The 19,486-nt window shown below is 59.3% G+C and carries 19 protein-coding genes; 12 read left to right on the plus strand and 7 right to left on the minus strand.

All coding sequences use genetic code 11. The features are described 5' to 3' along the window. Nucleotides 1-10: 10 nt before the first annotated feature. From NFH66_RS15225 to NFH66_RS15245, 5 genes are all read left to right on the plus strand, one after another. Nucleotides 11-421, plus strand: coding sequence for a thioredoxin family protein (locus NFH66_RS15225; protein WP_205743493.1), 411 nt, complete (start codon nucleotides 11-13; stop codon nucleotides 419-421). Continuing rightward, the gene (locus NFH66_RS15230) at nucleotides 411-1,118 is read left to right on the plus strand and encodes a cytochrome c biogenesis CcdA family protein (protein ID WP_161431001.1); all 708 of its coding nucleotides are present in this window, start codon (nucleotides 411-413) and stop codon (nucleotides 1,116-1,118) included. The genes NFH66_RS15225 and NFH66_RS15230 overlap by 11 nt, the downstream gene beginning before the upstream one ends. A gap of 113 nt (nucleotides 1,119-1,231) precedes the next feature. After that, on the plus strand, nucleotides 1,232-1,555 hold the full coding sequence (locus NFH66_RS15235) for a rhodanese-like domain-containing protein (RefSeq protein WP_161430999.1): 324 nt from the start codon (nucleotides 1,232-1,234) through the stop codon (nucleotides 1,553-1,555). A 15-nt stretch (nucleotides 1,556-1,570) separates the two neighbouring features. Continuing rightward, entirely contained in the window at nucleotides 1,571-2,536 is a 966-nt protein-coding gene (locus NFH66_RS15240) for an arsenic resistance protein (RefSeq protein WP_161430997.1), read from the plus strand. 389 nt (nucleotides 2,537-2,925) lie between these two features. After that, the gene (locus tag NFH66_RS15245; protein WP_349611008.1) at nucleotides 2,926-4,617 is read left to right on the plus strand and encodes a S8 family peptidase; all 1,692 of its coding nucleotides are present in this window, start codon (nucleotides 2,926-2,928) and stop codon (nucleotides 4,615-4,617) included. A gap of 199 nt (nucleotides 4,618-4,816) precedes the next feature. On the opposite strand, the gene NFH66_RS15250 is transcribed toward NFH66_RS15245, so the two are convergent. From NFH66_RS15250 to NFH66_RS15280, 7 genes are all read right to left on the minus strand, one after another. Further along, on the minus strand, nucleotides 4,817-5,044 hold the full coding sequence (locus tag NFH66_RS15250; RefSeq protein ID WP_349611009.1) for an antitoxin Xre/MbcA/ParS toxin-binding domain-containing protein: 228 nt from the start codon (nucleotides 5,042-5,044) through the stop codon (nucleotides 4,817-4,819). Between the two features lie 668 nt (nucleotides 5,045-5,712). Beyond that, nucleotides 5,713-8,049: a heavy metal translocating P-type ATPase gene (locus NFH66_RS15255; protein WP_349611010.1), complete on the minus strand. Its 2,337-nt coding sequence runs from the start codon at nucleotides 8,047-8,049 to the stop codon at nucleotides 5,713-5,715. 294 nt (nucleotides 8,050-8,343) lie between these two features. Then, nucleotides 8,344-8,784, minus strand: a complete 441-nt coding sequence (locus tag NFH66_RS15260; protein ID WP_349611011.1) for a DUF411 domain-containing protein — start codon at nucleotides 8,782-8,784, stop codon at nucleotides 8,344-8,346. After that, on the minus strand, nucleotides 8,781-8,942 hold the full coding sequence (locus NFH66_RS15265; RefSeq protein WP_349611012.1) for a hypothetical protein: 162 nt from the start codon (nucleotides 8,940-8,942) through the stop codon (nucleotides 8,781-8,783). The genes NFH66_RS15260 and NFH66_RS15265 overlap by 4 nt, the downstream gene beginning before the upstream one ends. A gap of 12 nt (nucleotides 8,943-8,954) precedes the next feature. Continuing rightward, nucleotides 8,955-10,052 (minus strand): YncE family protein, encoded by a 1,098-nt coding sequence (locus tag NFH66_RS15270; protein ID WP_349611013.1) that lies wholly within the window; start codon nucleotides 10,050-10,052, stop codon nucleotides 8,955-8,957. Between the two features lie 74 nt (nucleotides 10,053-10,126). Further along, a complete protein-coding gene (locus NFH66_RS15275; protein ID WP_349611014.1) occupies nucleotides 10,127-10,429 on the minus strand; it encodes a hypothetical protein in 303 nt (100 codons plus the stop codon). A 161-nt stretch (nucleotides 10,430-10,590) separates the two neighbouring features. Next, nucleotides 10,591-10,773: a hypothetical protein gene (locus tag NFH66_RS15280; RefSeq protein WP_349611015.1), complete on the minus strand. Its 183-nt coding sequence runs from the start codon at nucleotides 10,771-10,773 to the stop codon at nucleotides 10,591-10,593. A 601-nt stretch (nucleotides 10,774-11,374) separates the two neighbouring features. Here NFH66_RS15280 and NFH66_RS15285 point away from each other — a divergent pair. From NFH66_RS15285 to istB, 7 genes are all read left to right on the plus strand, one after another. Next, nucleotides 11,375-13,060 carry a multicopper oxidase family protein gene (locus NFH66_RS15285; RefSeq protein WP_349611016.1) on the plus strand — a complete coding sequence of 562 codons (1,686 nt, stop codon included), beginning with the start codon at nucleotides 11,375-11,377 and terminating at the stop codon, nucleotides 13,058-13,060. Nucleotides 13,061-13,189: 129 nt separating this feature from the next. Beyond that, nucleotides 13,190-13,978 carry a prolipoprotein diacylglyceryl transferase gene (lgt, locus tag NFH66_RS15290; protein ID WP_349611018.1) on the plus strand — a complete coding sequence of 263 codons (789 nt, stop codon included), beginning with the start codon at nucleotides 13,190-13,192 and terminating at the stop codon, nucleotides 13,976-13,978. Nucleotides 13,979-14,091: 113 nt separating this feature from the next. Continuing rightward, on the plus strand, nucleotides 14,092-15,270 hold the full coding sequence (locus tag NFH66_RS15295) for an MFS transporter (protein WP_349611020.1): 1,179 nt from the start codon (nucleotides 14,092-14,094) through the stop codon (nucleotides 15,268-15,270). 158 nt (nucleotides 15,271-15,428) lie between these two features. Next, complete coding sequence (locus NFH66_RS15300; RefSeq protein ID WP_349611021.1) at nucleotides 15,429-16,184, plus strand: MauE/DoxX family redox-associated membrane protein; 756 nt, start codon at nucleotides 15,429-15,431, stop codon at nucleotides 16,182-16,184. 411 nt (nucleotides 16,185-16,595) lie between these two features. Further along, nucleotides 16,596-17,012 carry an antitoxin Xre-like helix-turn-helix domain-containing protein gene (locus NFH66_RS15305; protein WP_349611022.1) on the plus strand — a complete coding sequence of 139 codons (417 nt, stop codon included), beginning with the start codon at nucleotides 16,596-16,598 and terminating at the stop codon, nucleotides 17,010-17,012. Nucleotides 17,013-17,175: 163 nt separating this feature from the next. Next, complete coding sequence (gene istA / locus NFH66_RS15310) at nucleotides 17,176-18,714, plus strand: IS21 family transposase (protein ID WP_349609651.1); 1,539 nt, start codon at nucleotides 17,176-17,178, stop codon at nucleotides 18,712-18,714. 16 nt (nucleotides 18,715-18,730) lie between these two features. Beyond that, complete coding sequence (gene istB, locus NFH66_RS15315; RefSeq protein ID WP_349611024.1) at nucleotides 18,731-19,486, plus strand: IS21-like element helper ATPase IstB; 756 nt, start codon at nucleotides 18,731-18,733, stop codon at nucleotides 19,484-19,486.

Raw genomic sequence — 19,486 nt, forward strand, 5'->3', positions numbered from 1 at the left:
AAAAAGACTCGTGATTCGCAAACCACTCTCGGCCCTGACGGGATATGTCGTGTTGCTGTTTTCCCTGATATTGGCACCGGCGGCGATGGCGTTGGACGCCGAGCCGTTCAGCATGGAGCGGTTCGAGACGTTGCAGGAGCAGGGGGAAAGTGTGCTGGTGCACATCAGCGCGCCATGGTGTCCGAACTGCCAGAGGCAAAAGCAGGTTCTCACCGAATACCAGCAGCAGTACCCGGACGCCGGGCTGCATATCCTGAACGTGGACTACGATACCCAGAAGCAATGGGTGACCCATTTCAAGGCCCCACATCAGTCGACGCTGGTGCTGTTCTCGGGCACCGAGCAGGTCTGGTTCGCCGTCGGGGAAACTCGCAAGGAGAAGATTTTCAGCCAACTCAATGCCGTGACCGATGGCTCTTGAACTGACGGCGCTCCCCCTCGCCTTCCTGGCGGGGGTGGTGGGCATCCTCTCGCCCTGCGTCTGGCCCCTGGTACCGGTGGTCATCGCCTCGTCCACCACCACCGGTCGCTTCGGCCCCCTGGCCCTGGCCGGTGGGTTGAGCCTGTCCTTCGCCGTGGCCGGCAGTGTGCTGATGTTTTTCCTGGTCAACCTGGGGCTGGACCCGGAATCGTTCCGTTACCTCGCCGCCGTCATCCTGCTGGCCGCCGGGGCCATGCTGGTGATCAAGCCCCTGGCCAACCGCCTGACATCGGGGCTGTCGTTTGTAACGTCCCGGTGGAATCTCGACGCCAGCGCCGAGCGCTGGTATGGCCAATTCGGCGTGGGCCTGCTGCTGGGCCTCGTCTGGCTTCCCTGTGTGGGCCCCACCCTGGGCGCAGCGATCGGGCTGGCGTCCATGGGCCAGCAGATGGGCCTCGCCTTTCTGGTGATGCTGATGTTCGGCGCGGGCACGGCGGCGGTCCTGCTGGCGGCCGGCCTGTTGTCGAGCCGGGCGATCGCCCGCTGGAATGCCACGGCCATGAAGAGCGCGGACCTCGGTAAACGCCTGCTGGGCTGGACACTACTGCTGTTGGGAGGACTCGTGCTCACCGGCGTCGACAAGGTCCTGCAGACCTGGGCGGTGCAGATGCTTCCCGCTTGGGTGACGGGCCTGTAGGGGATTCCTGCGGGACAGTCCTTGCGCCGGCGTTCAACCGGGAAACCAGGAAGAGAGGCCGGAAAGCCTCGGCGAGGATGGAAGAGGAACATCACGCCAAGCCAGGAGGTACCATGACAACGATCGATACCGCCACCCTACGTGACTGGCAGCGGCGACACCGGGAGTTCACCCTGGTGGATACCCTGCCGGCCGAGACCTTCACCAAGGGACACCTGCCGGGGGCCATCAACATCGTCTCCGACGACATCCTGGACGAGGCGCCCCGCCGGCTACCCGACAGGCAAGCGACCATCGTCGTGTATTGTACCAGTGAAGACTGCAAACGGGCCGGCCGTGCCGCCGAACGACTGGCCCGCCTCGGCTACACCGCGGTCTACCACTATGTGGGTGGAAAGAAGGCCTGGTTGGCCGAAGGCTTGACACTGGAACACTGAGAAGGATCCTCTCCCGTGCGCGACTGGCTGGAACGCCAGCAATCCTGGATCTATCTAATTGGTATCCTGGCAGGCCTGGCCATCGGGCTGGGCCTGCCGGACGTGACCTCACGCCTTGAAGCCGTTCTCTGGCCGCTGCTCGGCGGGCTGCTCTATGCCACCTTTACCCAGGTGCCGCTGACGCGAATCGGCCAGGGCCTCAAGGATTGGCGCTTCCTGGCGGCCCTGCTGCTCGGCAACTTCGTGGTGATCCCCCTAGTCCTAGGCGGGCTGATGACCCTCCTGCCCGTATCAGTCGCCGTGCAAGCCGGCGTGCTGCTGGTGCTGCTCGTCCCCTGTACCGACTGGTTCATCAGCTTCACCCACCTCGGCAAAGGCGATGCCGGCCGAGCCATTGCCGCCACACCGGTGCTCCTGCTCGCGCAGCTGCTGGCCCTGCCCGTCTATCTCTGGCTCTTCCTGGGCGCGGAGTGGCTTCAGACCGCCATCAGCACCCATCTGCTCGGCGCCTTTGCGGGGCTGATCCTCACGCCTCTGGCCCTGGCCTGGATGACCGAGCGCCTGGCCGAGCGCAGCCTCAATACCAGGCGGTGGGTGCATGGCCTGGGCATGCTGCCCGTGCCGCTACTGGCACTGGTAGTCTTCGTCATCGCGGCATCGCAGGTGACGACCGTGGCCGGCCTCACCGGGGTGTTGCTGCAGGTGCTGTTGATCTTCGTCGCCTACTTGATCTTCGCCGCGTTCCTGGGCAAGACCCTCGGCAGACTGTTCCAGCTCCCCACGCGTTCGGCCAGAACCTTGACCTTCAGCTTCGGCACCCGCAACTCCTTTGTGGTGCTGCCCATCGCCTTGGCGCTGCCCGAGGCCTGGCAAGCCGCCGTGGTGGTCATCGTCTTCCAGTCGCTGGTCGAACTGTTCGGCATGGTGGCCTACCTGAGCTGGGTGCCGGGCAAGTTGATCCCAGACCCCTCTCCCTCCTAGCCGCACGGCTCCGTGACGCCACCTCTCGGCGGCGCCTGGCGATCTGCACCATGGCCCCGACCGGAGGGTAGTTCACCGGACGCAACCCTTGAGTAAACCAAGCACCCATCAACCGAGAAATCCGGTGAGGCAGAGAGTAGGGACCTTTTTGCGATAACCAGAAATCAACCAGATATTCCGGATACCCTCTATTTCTTTCAGGGAAAAGAGAAACTATTCAGGCCCTGGGAGATAAAATTTCCGAGATAGAGAACAACACTGCCTTAGCGGAGGATTTTTTAAAGCTTGAAAAAGCTGTACTTCCCGGTCGCAGTCAAAAAATTGCAGGAGAGTTTAGCGAGGCTAGCGAACCTGTTGAAGTGATTCTTCATTTTGATAGTGCCAAGGACATGAAATGGGAACCTTCTTTCATTGAGTTCGCTGAAAAGCACAACATTGATCTTGGAATATCTCGCTCATATCAAAGTAGGGGGCTATTATTTATCCCTGCGCGAGGTGGCCGCTCAGAAGTAGAAGAACTAGCGGATTTTTCTTTTATCCGCATGATTAGACCTATGCCAAAACTACGGACCATCGATGCGCCTACGATGTTAAAGGCTCAACGATTCGAGTCTGTGGCTTCAATTCCTAACAGCAACTCGCTAGACGAAAGTTTTAGGGTTGCTATTTTTGATGGGGGCTTGCCACCCGAACACCCATATGGACGCTGGGTAAACCATATCGATCCGCCTAAGAGCACAAAAATAGGAGCCCCAGTTAAGAATTTTGTTAACCATGGTGCGCTAGTAACTTCAGCTTTTTTATTCGGCCACGTTAGACCAGGAAATCTAGAAAGGCCCTATGCCTCAGTAGATCATTACCGTGTGCTGGGGAATGGGTTAACTTCCTCAAGCTTATACGATGTATTAATCTACGTAGACGAGATTCTCTCACAGACAAATTATCCAATAATCTCTTTTAGCATCGGCCCGCATGAAGTGGCTGGTGATGATGTAACCGCCTGGACTGCTATGTTGGATGATCATCTGGGTAGCGGTAATTGTCTTGGTGGTGTAGCTGTGGGCAATGATGGAGAAAAACCATGGCCGGAATCCAGAATTCAAGTTCCAAGTGATTGTGTTAATGCTTTGTCAGTAGGAGCTACTGATAGCATGATGGAGAGCTGGAAAAGAGCTCCATATAGTTCTATAGGGCCAGGTAGGAACCCTGGCTTAATAAAGCCCGACGTAGTAGCCTTCGGAGGGGTTGAGGGGAATTCTTTTCATTTTATTTCCCCCCAGCTAACCGTTGTAGAAAATCGAGGAACCAGCTTCGCAACACCATATGCAATGCGTATAGCTGCAGGACTGAAAGCCTACCTAGGATCTGATTTAACCCCAACTGCTATCCGTGCACTGATGGTTCATTCTGCATCCTCGAACAGCCAACCTATTGATGAAGTTGGTTGGGGCATGGTATGCGATGTCATTGAAACAATCACCTGCCAAGATGGGGAAATTAAGGTTCTTTACAAGGGTAGGCTTGAGCCAGGGAAAGTTATGCGAGCACCAATTCCATTGCCTGATGATCAATTAAAAGGAAACGTAGAAATTCGCGCCACGTTCTGCTATACCTGTAACACTGACCCACACACCCCTGGAGAATACACTCGTGCAGGTCTAGACATTAGATTTAGGCCACATAAAGATAAGTTCAACAAGACGGAGGCCAGAATTAGAAAAACGGGAAAGGGAAAGATAGACCCCCTCTTTCCTGACACAGAGTCCTTCTTTACAAAACAAGACTTTGCCTCTGAAGCGGATTTACGCTCCGACGCCCACAAATGGGATACTATTAGAAAAAACTCAGTAACCAAAAGAGGGACATCGCTTAATCGTCCTGTATTCGACATACACTATGTTGCGAGAGAACCAGGGAGCAATACTTCCCCTCAAAAGGCAGAAAAAATTCATTTTTCTTTAGTAGTAAGCATTTATAACAAAAACACTCCAGACCTTTATGAGCAGGTGCAAGAGAAATATATAAACACGCTATTACCCATTGAGCCAAAAATCGACATACCTGTAAAAGTCACTACTTAACGAATCGAAGGGTGACGGAAAGCTCTATCACTCTTCGCATTTTCCTACGCATCTATTTATCCAATTCAACCATGAGCAAGTATGATGGTTGCCAACTTACAGCAAGGAGTACGTCTCGCATCTGATATTCTATGTGGAGCCCATGCCCTAACTGTCAACGTAGTTGTCGCTCTTTACTCGTCGACAAAATAATAGAGTTTCATGAGAACTCACCGCACTCGATCTTGCCCAACGCCTCGCAGACCAGCTGCCTCCCTCTGAAGGTGCCGAGCAGTTCCACGGGCCGCGAGCCAGATAGCGCCGGTGCCTCGCAGTGTATCCACTCGCGAGCGATTTCGGCATCCTCGAACACCTTAGCGGCGTAGTCCAGCACAGTCAGGGTATCGAGCTCATCGTCGTCGAATTTGTTAGAAGTTGGTTTTTCCATGCCCGGCCTCCGTAGCGGGAAGGTAATACCTATGGCAACTATAGGTCGTGTCGGCTGGTATTTCGTTGGTCACGCCATAAGAAATAGCTGCGAGCCGATGGAAGCCGGCTGGCTTGGATGAGACGGCAACTACTGAGGAATCCTCAGTAGTTCGCACGCTATCAGAAGAGAGCGCTCGTTTATTTCCAGAGCTCTGTAAGCTGCCAGTTTATTCTAAGGCCAGTGCATGGCGTCCAGCTGAGGGCTGATGAAAGTCCTAGGCTACCAGCATGTGTGGACGTCTCTCCCAATTCGACGCTTACCCGCGGTTCGCCAAGCGCTTTCGAGTCGCCATGAATAAGGGTGTGCCACTGCCACGATATAACATCACGCCCGGCACCTAGATATCTGGCTTCCGACAAACTGCGCATGATCAATCACCTCAGCAGCTTAACTTTTGGTGGGTACCGCCCGAAGTGGGCCAAGGCGCCCCATTGAGCAATGTCGAGCGAAGCGGTACGGGCCATGGAAAATCGAGATTCAATTGAACTGCAGGAAAGTGCGCATGAAAGCGAACCTTCCCACAGCAGTTTCGTAAACGGCTTATTGTAATGACCCGGCAATTGTCTACTGCTAATCAACAATGAACCGGCCAATACGTTGTGATCAAGTTACGTTGCTGTCGAGTTTTAGGTAGACCTACGCAGCCGAAGTGCATTGAACACCACCGAGGCTGAACTCAAGCTCATCGCCAGCGCTGCAAACATCGGTGAGAGAAGAAGCCCGACAAATGGGTACAGGACACCGGCGGCCAACGGTACGCCCAGGGCGTTGTAGATAAACGCAAAGCCAAGGTTTTGCTTCATATTGATGACGGTTTTGTCTGACAGGTGGCGAGCCGTAGAAATACCGCGCAAGTCCCCCTTAACCAGCGTGACTTGGGCGCTGTTCATCGCCACATCGGTCCCCGTGCCCATGGCAATCCCTACATTGGCCTTAGCTAGTGCCGGCGCATCGTTGATGCCATCCCCCGCCATCGCCACAGTCCGTCCTTCGGATTGCAGCTGATTAACCAGATCGAGCTTGTCGCCAGGCGTGACTTCACCATGAACTTCGTCGATACCCAGGCGTTCGGCCACTGCCTTCGCGGTCGATACCCCATCGCCGGTCGCCATGATGACGCGAATCCCTGCAGCTTTAAGGACTTGCACAGCTTCAGGTGTGGTCTGCTTGATGGGATCGGACACCGCCAGCAATCCTGCCAATTTGCCATCCATCGCGAGATACATAACGCTCGCACCCTTGATCCGGAAAGATTCAGCGACGTCACTCAATTCAGCCACATCGACACTTTCCTGCTGCATGAGTGCGGTATTGCCCAAGACCAGTACCTTGCCATCTACTCGACCCCGTACACCAATGCCGCTACCTGATTCGAAGTCGTCCACCGGGCTGAGGCTCAACCCGCGCTCGCGGGCAGCACTGACAATCGCATCGGCAAGAGGGTGTTCGCTACCTTGATCCAGGCTGGCGGCTATACGGAGAACCTCATCAGGGTCCATATCACCAGCGGCGACGGCTTCATCGAAAGCCGGGCGACCCTCAGTGAGAGTGCCTGTCTTATCGACGATGAGCGTATCCACTTTGCGCAGGTTTTCTATCGCTGCCGCATCCCGGAACAGGACACCCTGCGTCGCACCACGACCGGTGGCCACCATCACGGACATTGGCGTAGCAAGGCCCAGGGCGCAAGGGCAGGCGATGATCAACACGGCGACCGCGTTGATCAAGCCGTAGACCCAACTGGGCTGCGGACCATAAATACCCCACACGAACAGAGAGACAACAGCGATCACGACCACTGCCATAACGAAGTAGCCGGCCACCAGATCGGCCATCCGCTGCATCGGGGCCCGCGAGCGCTGGGCTTGCGCCACAAGGGTAACAATTTGCGACAGAACCGTGGCGGAACCGACTTTCTCTGCGCGAATTACCAGTGCACCTGATGTATTCATGGTTGCGCCAATCACCTTATCGCCCGGCCGCTTGCTCACCGGAAGGGATTCCCCCGTCAACATGGATTCATCAAGAGAACTGGCGCCTTCTTCCACGACGCCATCAACAGGCACTTTCTCGCCAGGGCGCACGCGCAGGCGGTCACCTTCATGCACGTGCGTCAACGGCACGTCCTCTTCTGTGCCGTCATCCCTGATGCGGCGGGCCGTTTTGGGTGCCAGACCGAGCAATGATCTGATGGCGGCGGAAGTCTGCGACCGGGCGCGGAGTTCGAGCACCTGACCGAGCAGGGTGAGGGAGATAATCACCACGGCAGCCTCAAAATACACGCCGACACGACCCATGGTTTGGAAGGTCTCAGGGAAAATACCCGGCGCGACCGTGGCGACAGTACTGTAGACAAACGCTGCCCCTGTCCCCAGACCAATCAGCGTCCACATGTTGGGGCTACGGTTGATAACCGAATGCCAACCGCGGACAAAGAATGGCTGTCCCGCCCATAACACCACCGGCAACGACAGCACGAGTTCAATCCATGTTTGTGTAGAAATGTCGAGCCAACCAAGCTGTGGGCCGAACATGGCGAGCACGGTGACGACGATAGTGAACGGTAGCGTCCACCAAAATCGCTGCGAAAAATCTTTCAATTCTGGATTGTCATCATCAAGACTGGGCATCATCGGCTCGAGTGCCATGCCACACTTGGGACAGATCCCCGGGTGATCCTGTTCAATTTCAGGATGCATTGGGCAGGTATAGAGGGTTCCTGGCTCCCCCTGATCGAGATCGGATTCTCTTGTGTATTGGGGGTCCATGAATTTTTCAGGGTCGCTTTCAAAAGCTCGCATGCACTTTGGGCTGCAAAAATAGAAATCACTGCCTTTATGTGTCACGTGATGAGGGGACTCTTCTGTTACCTTCATACCGCACACGATATCTGTGAGTTGCGGGCCAGAGTCCGGCTGCTCTATGTTTTGATTAGGTGAGTGCTCACATTTCTGCTGCGCCATGGCTATAAAGCCCTTTCGAAAGTGATTGATGACTCGCGACTATGCATGTCAAGACGTCGAAATAGCGCCAAATCCATCAACTAACGGTTTCAATCAACCACACGCGGCACATGATGGCAAACCACGTAACGGCATCTTCAAACCCGGCATAACTGGATCAGGCTACCTCCACATGAAACGTCGAAGAACCCCCTTTTAAGTCCTGGCTAGCCACACGATACAGCAGGTAGTCAGCCAAGCGATGCCGCTTCTCAGTAAGTGGAAGCGGCATCGCTAGTGAGGTTCCAGCTTGGATCAGAGTGTCGTAAAGGGCGTGGCTTCTCCGTTGCGGAACTGATAAACGTCCCAGTCACCCTGTTTGGGTCCCGGCATGCCGGGGGTGCCGATGGGCATACCGGCCAATCCGATGCCGCCGGTGTCCGGGCGCTCCTCGAAGAGCTTCTCCACCGCCTCGAAAGGCACATGCCCCTCAATAGCGTAGCCGCCCATCTGGAGGGTGTGACAGGAGCCGAGACCATAGGGCAAGCCAACGCGCTGCTTGATTTTTCCCACCTCGATATCGTCGACGATCTTCACCGTAACCCCGCGGACCTCGAGCTGGCGAGCATACTCGTCACAGCAGCCACACTCGGGGTTCTTGAACATGGTCGCCTCGTCGGGCAGAGCGGCCTGGGCGGTGCCAGCGCCGAGCAGCAAGGCAGCGGAGAGTATAAGAGTGGAGCCGATGCGGTTCATGAGCGTGCCTCCGGAAGGTCACGGGACGTGCGTGGGGAAGTAAACAGGTACTTGGCCAGGGCGGCGATGCCGAGGCCGAGCAGGCTGAGCATGGCAATGGGCATGATCCAGCCGAGCCAGGGCAAGCTGCCCATCAGGGCGGTGCAGTGTGCGATCATTGTCGTAGCTCCTCAGTGGCCAACCCAGGTCACGCCGTTGGGACCTTGGCCGGTGTCATGGCGACTGATGACGGTGCCGATTTCCAAGTCGATGACCGAGAGGCTGTCGTCAAACAGACTGGTGATGAAGGCGAAGCGGCCGGTGTCGTCGACGCTGATGCCATGAGCACCGGCGCCGACCTCGTAGGTGGCCACCACCGTCAGGCTGTCGAGGGCGATCAGCGAGACCCGATTGTCGGGATCGGCTTCGCTGCCCTCGTTGGCGACCAGCATGAAGCGACCATCTGCGGTGGCGTGTACCTGGATCGGCAGTCGACCCACTTCGATGCGCTCAATGACCTCGCGGCTGGCAGTATCGATGACGGCCACGCGGTTCTCGTCGCGCAGCGAGACAAAGACCCGGTCGCCATCCGGGGTGAAGCCCACCTGGACGGGGGCCTGGCCGACTGACAGGCGAGCGACTTCCTCGCGAGCCGCCACGTCGATTACCGAGACGCTGCCGTCCAAAACATTGGCCACATAGAGCTCCCGGCCGTCTGGGCTAAGGCGCAGACCATGGGGATACTCGCCGGTAGCGATGGTGGCTACGCTTTCTCTAGCTTGCAGATCGACGACCGAGACGCTGTCTCCGCCGGCATTGGTGACGAAGGCGAAGCGGCCTTCGAGGTCACTCACCACATGGGCCGGGTGGCTGCCCACCTCGATGCTGGCCACGAGAGCACCGGCTGGATCATTGGCCTGATAGAGCTTGAGTAGACCGGGGGCACTGCCGTGGGCATGCCCGCCGCCGTGGCCATGGCCGTCGGATGCTGCATCGCCCACAGCCATCAGGTAGCGGCCCGAGGCGCTGACCTGGACGTTGTGGGGTGCGATGCCGATGGACTGGGTGGTGGCCTCACCGCTGGCCAGGTTGAGGCGCGTGAGGGAAGCGCCACGCTCGTTGGCAGTAACGACGTCTCCCGCGGGAAGGGTGGCGGCAACAACAGGCGTGATGGAAAGGGCCAGTCCGGCAGCCATCAGCCAGCCGAGGAGCCACAGCTTCCTACTGCTGGGAGTGAAAGGCAGGGGTGCCTGGCGTGCTATGGCGGTCGATGAGAAACGGGTAGTCATGATGAACTCCTGATGAACGTAACGTTTGACGCGAGCAGTGTCGCGATACGACGGGCAATACCGTCTGCGTTCGATCAGGCTTTGGGAGGGCGCCTTGGGGTAAGCGGGATCTGCGGGGAGACGACCATGGCCAGCGAGAAGGCCTGGTGTTGCGGGCCGACCACGAGCAGTTGTGCCTGACCCGTGGTGGCGGAGCAGGTGGCGCAGGATGAGGCGTCATGATCGGCGCTATGGTTGTCACCTGAATGACCGTCAGCCGAAAGGCCGTCATTCGTCATCCATTCCGTAGCGATACCGCAATCGCCGGGGTGGCTTTCCATGACACCGTGGCTCGACAGCGTGACCATCAACAACAGCAACGCCAGCAGGAGGGCCAACAGGCGAGCTCCTGTGCGTTGTGAGGGTGATGTCCGAGTGAGCTGGTGCATGAGATGCTCTCTTGTGTCAGGTCTTCAGCTTGCCTGTTGGTGGCCAGAGGTGCATTGATCCAGGGCAACGTTCCCGGCGAGTTCATGGTGCAAGGATCGGGGCGCCCTGCTCACTCATCACGGTGTTGGCCGTGGCGGTGCAGGAATAGGTGCATGCCGAGACACAATCCCATCGGCAGGAGCAGTAGCCAGCTGCCACCGCCGAAGGGGTTGCCAAGCCACAGTACGATGAACATGGCAGCCCCCATCAACACCAGGCAGGCGGTTATCATCCAGTGGTGGAGTTGGTTCATGTTGACCTCCTTAGACGATGGAGCCCGTTCGGGGCGTTAACTCCAAGTATCGAGGCTATGTGTTGCACATAGGTCTAGGGCTAAATAGGCCCGGTAGGTGGCGGTGAGCATGCGTGCAGGGCACAGGTTGTCGGGGTTCTCGAGGCCATGCGATACTCGTGCTCTCATTGGCTCCCAAGACTGCTTTACCCCATGCCCCGAGTCTCCTACCACTGGCTGTTCTGTCTGACGATGGCCCTTGTGCTGGCCATCGCAACGCCCGTGGCCGCAGGCGGGCATCACGGCGATGCTGCCTGTGTCGGGAACCTCGCCGGGCAGGATTCGGCGGTCGCATGGGAGTCGGCAATGGTCGATTCGGGTGAGCTCGATACCGCAGCGGCCTCGCTCTGCAGCATGCCCTGCGCCCAGTGCCCCGCCTCCATGGCTCGGCTGGCCAATGACGCGGTGGCATCTTCCGATCCCTTGTCCAGGCCTGGCCTGGGCACTCCCTCTGGTCATCCCGCTCCCTTCGAGCGGCCTCCTCGCGCCTGAACCTCTTTCCCAAATGGCACCGCGGGTAATCGATCCGTGGTGAGAGTGTTCATGTTACGAGGACTACCTGATGAATCGTCGCCAATTCCTGAGTTACTCGGCCCTGGGTGGCCTGGTGTTGTCATCGGCCGGCTATATGGCGCTTGCCGCCACCCGCGAGCCTTTCCACGGCCTGACCGCTGCCATGCTTCCTGAAGGTGGCCAGCCGCTTCAACCGCTGCCACGTATCACCAACTTGAGCAGTTCACCCGGCCGCTTTCGCAGCGCACTGACTCCGGCTGCCCATGCGGTGCCTTTGAGTGATGAGCTTAAGGCCAAGCTGTGGCTCTACAACGGCAAGGTGGCACCTCTTATCGAGGTGCGCGAGGGCGATGAGCTGGACATTACCCTCGTCAATGAACTGGAGCAGGAGACCACTGTGCACTGGCATGGTGTGCCCGTTCCCCAGACGCATGATGGTGCCCCCTGGGATGCCGTGGCTCCGGGCGAATCGCGCCGCTATCACTACACTTTCCCCGAGGGCAGCGCCGGCCTGCATTGGTTCCACCCTCACCCTCATCAGGGCACCGCCCGGCAGGTGGCACATGGCCTGGCCGGCGCGTTGCTGGTGCGCCCGCCTCAGGATGTGCTGCCGTCAGACGTGGAGGAGCACCTGTTGGTGGTCAGCGACCTGCGCCTGACCGAACAGGGCAACGTGGCGCCGCAAACTGCCGTGGATTGGATGAATGGCCGTGAGGGCGAGCTGCTACTGGTCAACGGACAGCGCGAGCCGCGCCTCGATGTGGCACCGGGTACCACTCTGCGTCTGCGGCTGATCAACGCCTGTGCCGGTCGCTACCTACGCCTACGGCTGGACGAGCACGAACTGATGCTGATTGGCACCGACGGCGGGCTGATCGAGCGACCGCAACCGATAGAGGAGCTGCTACTTACCCCGGGCGAGCGCGCCGACCTGCTAGTGCGAATAAGCGACAGGCCAGAGGGGCGCTTCTGGCTTGCCAGCCATCCCTACGAGCGTGGCTGGATGGGACCCAAGCCGCCTCATCTGGACGAGGTCGCGCCGTTGCTGGCGATCCACACCCGCAACTCGAGCGTTCATCCCGCTGTTGCGTTGCCCGAACGGTTAGGCCGTGTCGAACCGCTGGGCGAGCCCGCGGTGCAGCGTCGGGTGGAGCTGACTGAGGTGATGCCGGGCCATGGTGCTCACGGCGCTGAGATGGCTCACGGTGAGGGTGGCCACGGCGACCATGGCGGCATGTCTGAGGCAGGGGTGGGTCATGCCGCTCACGGCGGTGCTGGGATGGCCCACGGTGAGGGTGGGCACGGCGACGCTCATGGAATGGAGCATGGCGCACCTCAGGCGGACCAGACAGGGCATGGAGAGGGTCACGGCATGCCCGGGATGCCCGGTCGGCCCGAGGTGGACTTCCTGATTAACGGCCGCGCTTTCGCCATGGACGAGATCCTGTTCGAGGGCCGGGTCGGCGAGGTGGAGGAGTGGGAGGTGTTCAATAATTCCCATATGGACCACCCCTTCCACGTGCACGGCACCCAGTTCCAGGTGATCGCGACTCGCGATGCCGACGGTGAGTGGCGCGAAACCCCCTGGCTGGCCTGGAAGGACACAGTCAACCTGGCGCCCTATCAGCGCATGACGTTACGCATGGTGTTCCGCAAGCCAGGTGACTGGCTATTCCACTGCCACATCATCGAGCACGAGGAACTGGGGATGATGGCGACCATCCGCATGAGCTGACCTTGCCGTCTTGTTGCTCAGCGCCACGCCGCGGATTCGCGTGGCGCTGGTCACACTTGGCATCAGTCGCTGACCCGCGCAGACGGAGGACGCGACGGGTCGCGCTTCGAATAAACCAGGAGGTTCCGCATGCTGCAATATCCTCAGATCGATCCGGTGGCCATTAGCCTCGGCCCGCTCGCAATCCACTGGTATGGCTTGATGTATGTAGTGGGCTTCATCGCCGCCTGGTGGCTGGGACGCCGCCGAGCCCACCACTTGGGCCTGACTCACGATGATATCGGTGACCTGATCTTCTATGGCGCGGTGGGGGTGGTGCTCGGCGGGCGGCTGGGCTATGCGCTCTTCTACGGCAGCGAGCAGTGGCTGGCCGATCCGCTCTGGCTGGTGCGCATCTGGGAAGGGGGCATGAGCTTTCACGGTGGCCTGATCGGGGTGCTGGTGGCGGCACTCTTGTTCGCACGCAAGCACCGCCTGGGCTTCTTCCGGCTGACTGACTTTATCGCCCCGCTGGTGCCAATCGGCCTGGGTGCCGGAAGGATCGGCAACTTCATCAACCACGAGCTGCCGGGCCGGGTCAGCGAGCTCCCCTGGGCCATGCCCTTCCCGCACATGGGCCCGGAGCCGCGGCATCCCACCGCGCTCTATGAATTCGCCCTGGAAGGGGTGGTGCTGTTCGCGGTCCTCTGGTGGCTGTCGCGTTCACCACGGCGCACCGGGCTGATCTCGGGGTTCTTCCTGCTGCTATATGGCGTCTTTCGCTTCACCGTAGAGTTCGTCCGCCTACCCGATCCCCACATCGGCTTCATCGCCTTCGGCTGGGTGACCATGGGTATGCTGCTGACGCTGCCGATGATTTTGGCCGGGGTAGTTCTAATAGGTTGGTCGCGTCGTCAGTCAGTGGCCAAAAATACTTGACCACTACACTTGGGCTCTCAGGATTAAACGCAACGGACGCGGGCCGAAGAATTTAAGGCCATCGCCCGCTTCTTGTAAACGTATATAGGCACCCCTCACTTGAGGAAAGCGCCATGTTCAATGTACTTGCCCATCGCGTCTACCGCCATCTCTTTCTAGCGCAGGTCATTGCGCTGATAGGCACCGGTCTGACCACCGTTGCTCTGGCATTATTGGCTCATGACCTTGCTGAAGGTCAGGCAGGTGTTGTGCTCGGCACAGCGCTGGCAATCAAGATGGTCGCTTACGTGGGCATTGCTCCACTGGTTGGGGCCTACGCATCACGCCTACCTCGGCGCACCTTGTTGGTTAGCCTGGACTTACTGCGTGCAGCCGTGGTCCTTGCGTTGCCTTTCGTTACTGAGGTGTGGCAAATCTATGTGCTGATCTTTCTACTCAATGCCTGTTCAGCAGGTTTTACACCTGTCTTCCAAGCGACAATACCGGACATTCTTGAAGACGAAGCGCAGTACACGCGAGCATTATCCCTGTCACGCCTTGCCTATGATTTAGAGAACCTTCTTAGCCCGATGGCGGCGGCAGCATTGTTGATGGTGATGGGGTTTGATGTCCTGTTTGTACTCAACGGGCTAGCCTTCGTTATCTCTGCCGCTCTGGTTATATCGGTTATCCTGCCCGCGTCTCTTCCCCTAGAGGAAGCCCCCAGCGTGTGGCGTCGCGTTACCCATGGCATGCGGATTTACCTGAAGACGCCACGACTGCGCGGGCTGCTGGCGTTGAACTTAGCGGTTTCTGCCGCCGGAGCCATGCAGATCGTCAATACGGTGGTGCTCGTTCGCTCTGAATTGGGTTTGGGCGAGAAAGAGGTAGCCCTGGCCTTTGCCGCTGCTGGCGGGGGCTCTATGCTGGTGGCCTTACTACTGCCCAAGATACTGGAGCGGGTGTCCGAGCGGCCAATCATGCTGATGGGTGGCGTAATGATGGCACTCAGCCTCTACCTGGGCTGGCTGGGCCCATCGTTTATGGGACTTGTCGGGCTATGGTTACTGCTGGGCGCGGGAGCCTCATTGGTCATGACTCCCACTGGGCGCCTGCTCAAACGCTCATGCCAATCAGAGGATCGTCCAGCGCTGTTTGCTGCCCAGTTTTCGTTGTCACATAGCTGCTGGCTGGTTACCTATCCGTTGGCTGGCTGGTTGGGGGTGAGTCTGGGACTGATGGGAACATTCGCTTTGCTGGGAACGGTTGCCCTGATAGCTACGGGTCTCGCAGCCCTTATCTGGCCTCCCTGAATTCAACCAATAAGCGCATCACCTGCGGTGTCCAGTGCTCTTACTCACCTTGTCCTTGCCCAGTATCCGTGGCAGCTCGGCTTTGAAGAAACTTGACCAATAGGCAACCCCAGGCACTACGCTGATAGCCTTATCAAGGCAGGAATAGGGAGGTTGCCATGGCATCATCAATACAGCAAAGTGCGCGAGTTTACCGGATGAAAACTGCCGAGCATATGTGCCCGTTCGGTTTGAAGACCGTTGATTTACTTAAGCGAAAAGGGTTTACGGTCGACGATCACACGTTAACATCCCGCGATGAGGTCGACACATTCAAGGAAAAGGAAAGGGTCGACTCTACACCTCAAGTGTACATTGGTGATAGCCGCATCGGTGGCTACGAAGAGTTACGCAAACATTTGGGAATGAGTGTTCCCAATGCAAATGAAACCACTTATCGTCCCGTGCTGGCAATTTTTGCCGTCGCATTGCTAATTGGCCTATCGATTAACTGGGCCGTCCAGGGTTCACTACTCACAGCGCGTACCCCTGAATTCGTGTTTTCCACCGCCATGGTACTGCTCGGCCTACAAAAAATTCAAGATGTGGAAAGCTTCAGCAATATGTTTTTGAACTACGACCTGCTGGCCCAGCGCTATGTGCCCTACAGCTACTTTTACCCCTATGCGGAAACGCTGGCTGGCCTGCTCATGCTAGCCGGGGCATTGATCTGGTTGGCCGCGCCCCTTGCCTTATTCGTTGGCACGGTGGGTGCCGCCTCGGTATTTAAAGCGGTGTATATCGACAAGCGCGAACTTAAGTGCGCCTGTGTCGGTGGTAACAGCAATGTACCGCTGGGCTTTGTGTCGCTAACCGAAAACTTGGTCATGATCGCCATGGGGCTGTGGATGCTACTGCGTATATTGCCGGGGTAAGACCCTTTCTCCCATACACTCAAGCAGGGACTGGGTCAGTTAATTGATTGGCCCCTATCAGCTTGCGTTCAACTAGCTCAAACCCATTTGGCGTTGAGCGTATCAAGTGATCACCCAAGGCTCCGACACGGCACGAGTGATAATTTGTCCGGTCGCGTATGAAAGCGTTACGTTAAGCGTCTAACGGATGTCTAGAATACTCGGGGTGATTCAATCGCCATGATCAGGTCCAATGGCGCGGCAAGTACCAACGTGACAAATGGCTGGACGCTATCGTCATGATGACAGAATGCATTGAGCGCCACGCCTAGACTGACCCCGTCGTCAAGCGCCTGATGACCCTACGCAGCGTCGGCATATTGATCGCCAGTCGATCACAAGACGATGGTTTCTTTACGCTCAGGTGTGACGATGAAACGAGAAGACAGAGAGCATATCCCCAGTACCGAGGGGACTACCCAAAGCCCGATGAAGCGTTTGAAGGGCTCGGTACGTGAGTACCATGAGCCATTCGAGCCGGTAAGCCCCAAAGAACGGAAGGCTCACAATCATACTGCCGTCAGCGCAGCGGTCATGCGGACGATGCCGAATATAGCGCGTGAATGGGAGTGTTCCGATGCCGAGATGGCTGCTCTGCTGGGGATGGAGGTGGCAACGTACCGAGCATGGGCAAACAATCCCTCCCGGGTGTCATTGGATGGTGAGCAACGCGAGCGAGCGTCTCTTCTGCTGGGGATCTACACGGCGCTAATGACCCTGTTGCGTATTCCGGGCCATCGTGACCGCCCGTTCCGATCTATCGTGACCGACCATTCCGGGCCAACGTGACCGGCCATTCCATTTCATCGTGACCGATTTCGGCCTCTTTCCCGGAATCCGCGGTCACGATGTCGGAATCCTCGGTCACGTTCCCGGAATCTCACCTAACTCGCTGGAATGATTCGGACTTTTACGGCATACCCCTCCTTTTGTCTTTGCCCTGGAGGTGGACATGCCAGCACCGAGGATTCCCATGCGAACCATCACCGAGGTGTTGCGCCTCAAGTACGACGCCGGCCTCAGCCACGAGAAGATTGCGCGGGCCTGCGGCCTCTCCAAGGGCGTGGTCAGCAAGTACGTCAGCCTGGCCCAGGTGGCCGGCATCCGCTGGCCGTTGCCCGACGGCACCGACGAGGCGGCGCTGGAGGCGCGGCTGTTCCCGGCCAAATCGCCGCCGATGCGCTTCTCGGCGCCGGACTACTTCCAGGTCCACCAGGCGCTCAAGCGCAAGGGCGTCACCCTGCAGCTGCTGTGGGCCGAGTACGTCGAGGTCCACGGCGACAAGGCCTACCGCTACAGTCGGTTCTGCGATCATTACCGCGCCTGGCGGGACCGCCAGCGGCGCAGCATGCGTCAGGTCCACCGCGCCGGCGAGAAGCTGTTCATCGACTACTGCGGCCCGACCGTGCCGATCATCAACCAGGCCACCGGCGAGGAGCGACGGGCCCAGGTGTTCGTTGCCGTGCTGGGCGCCTCCAGCTACACCTACGCCGAGGCCACCTGGAGCCAGGCGCTGCCCGACTGGATCGCCTCTCACCAGCGCGCCTTCCAGTTCCTGGGCGGTGTCCCCGAGCTACTGGTGCCCGACAACCTGAAGAGCGCCGTGACGCGGGCATGTCGCTACGAGAGCCAGCTCAACGCGACCTACGCCGAGATGGCCCAGCACTACCAGGTCGCGGTGCTGCCGGCGCGGCCTTACAAACCCAAGGACAAGGCCAAGGCGGAGGCCGCGGTGCTGTTGGTGGAGCGCTGGATCCTGGCCCGACTGCGCCACCACACCTTCTTCACGCTGGCCTCGCTGAACCAGGCCATCCGCGAGCTGCTGGAGGATCTCAACCGCCGACCCTTCCAGGGCCGCGAGGAGAGCCGGCGCGATTTGTTCGCGGCCATCGACCGGCCGGTGCTGCGCCCGCTGCCGGAGACGCCCTACGAGTACGCCGAGTGGCGCAAGGCCAGGCCCGGCATCGACTACCACCTCGACCTCGACAAACACTTCTACAGCGTCCCTCACAGCCTGGTCGGCCAGGTGCTGGAGGTGCGCCTGACCCACGCCATGGTGGAGGTGTTCCACAAAGGGCAGCGGGTGGCGGCGCACCCGCGCCACGCCCCGGGACGTTTCTCGACCCTGGCCGAGCACATGCCCAAGCGTCACCAGGCCCACCGCGACTGGTCGCCAAGCCGCTTCCTGGACTGGGCGAAGGACATCGGCGTCGCCACCCTGGAAATGACCCAGCGACAGCTGCAGGACCGCCCCCATCCCGAGCATGGCTACCGTGCCTGCCTGGGCCTGTTGCAGCTCAGCCGGCGCTACGGCAAGGCCCGGCTGGAGCAGGCCTGCGCGCATGCCCTGGCGATCCCCACCACCCGCTACAGCAGCATCGCCTCGATCCTCAAGCAGGGGCTAGATCAGCAGCCGATGCTGACGCTCCCCGAGGCGCTCGATGACTTGCCGCCCCACACCAACGTGCGCGGTGCCGAGTACTACCACTGATCCGAGGAGACGACCGATGATGACCCAGCCCCTGCTCGACACCCTGCGCCGCCTCAAGCTGACCGGCATGTATGACGCACTGGCCCACCAGCTCACCCAGCCGGACACCTACGACCTGCCGTTCGAGGATCGCCTGGGCATGCTGCTCGACCGAGAGGTCCTGCATCGCGATAACCGCCGCCTCGACCGGTTGCTGAAGACCGCCAAGCTGCGGGTGACGGCCTGCGTCGAGGACATCGACTACCGCCACCCTCGCGGCCTGGAGCGGGGCCGCATGGCGCCGCTGGCCACCGGCGAGTGGATCGGCCAGTCCCTCAACCTGTGCCTCACCGGCCCCACCGGGTGCGGCAAGACCTGGCTGGCCTGCGCGCTGGGCAACCAGGCCTGCCGGCAGGGTTACTCGGTGCGCTACCTGCGGGTGCCGCGCCTGTTCGAGCAACTGCGCATCGCCCAGGGCGACGGCTCCTACGCCCGGCTGATGGGCCAGCTGCAGAAGACCGACCTGCTGATCCTCGACGACTGGGGGATGCAGAAGATGACCGCCCCGCAGCGCCAGGACCTGATGGAGGTGATCGAGGACCGGCACGGCCGGGGTTCGACGCTGATCGCCAGCCAGCTGCCCATCGAGCACTGGCACGACTACATCGGCGCGGCGACGGTGGCCGACGCCATCCTGGACCGGCTGCTGCACAGCGCCCACCGCCTGACACTCAGAGGAGAATCGATGCGCAAGAGCGCCGCCCCGCAAGCGGCAGAAGTTGACCCATCGTGA

Origin of the sequence: Halomonas sp. H10-9-1 (assembly GCF_040147005.1) — a bacterium.
Taxonomy (GTDB): domain Bacteria; phylum Pseudomonadota; class Gammaproteobacteria; order Pseudomonadales; family Halomonadaceae; genus Halomonas.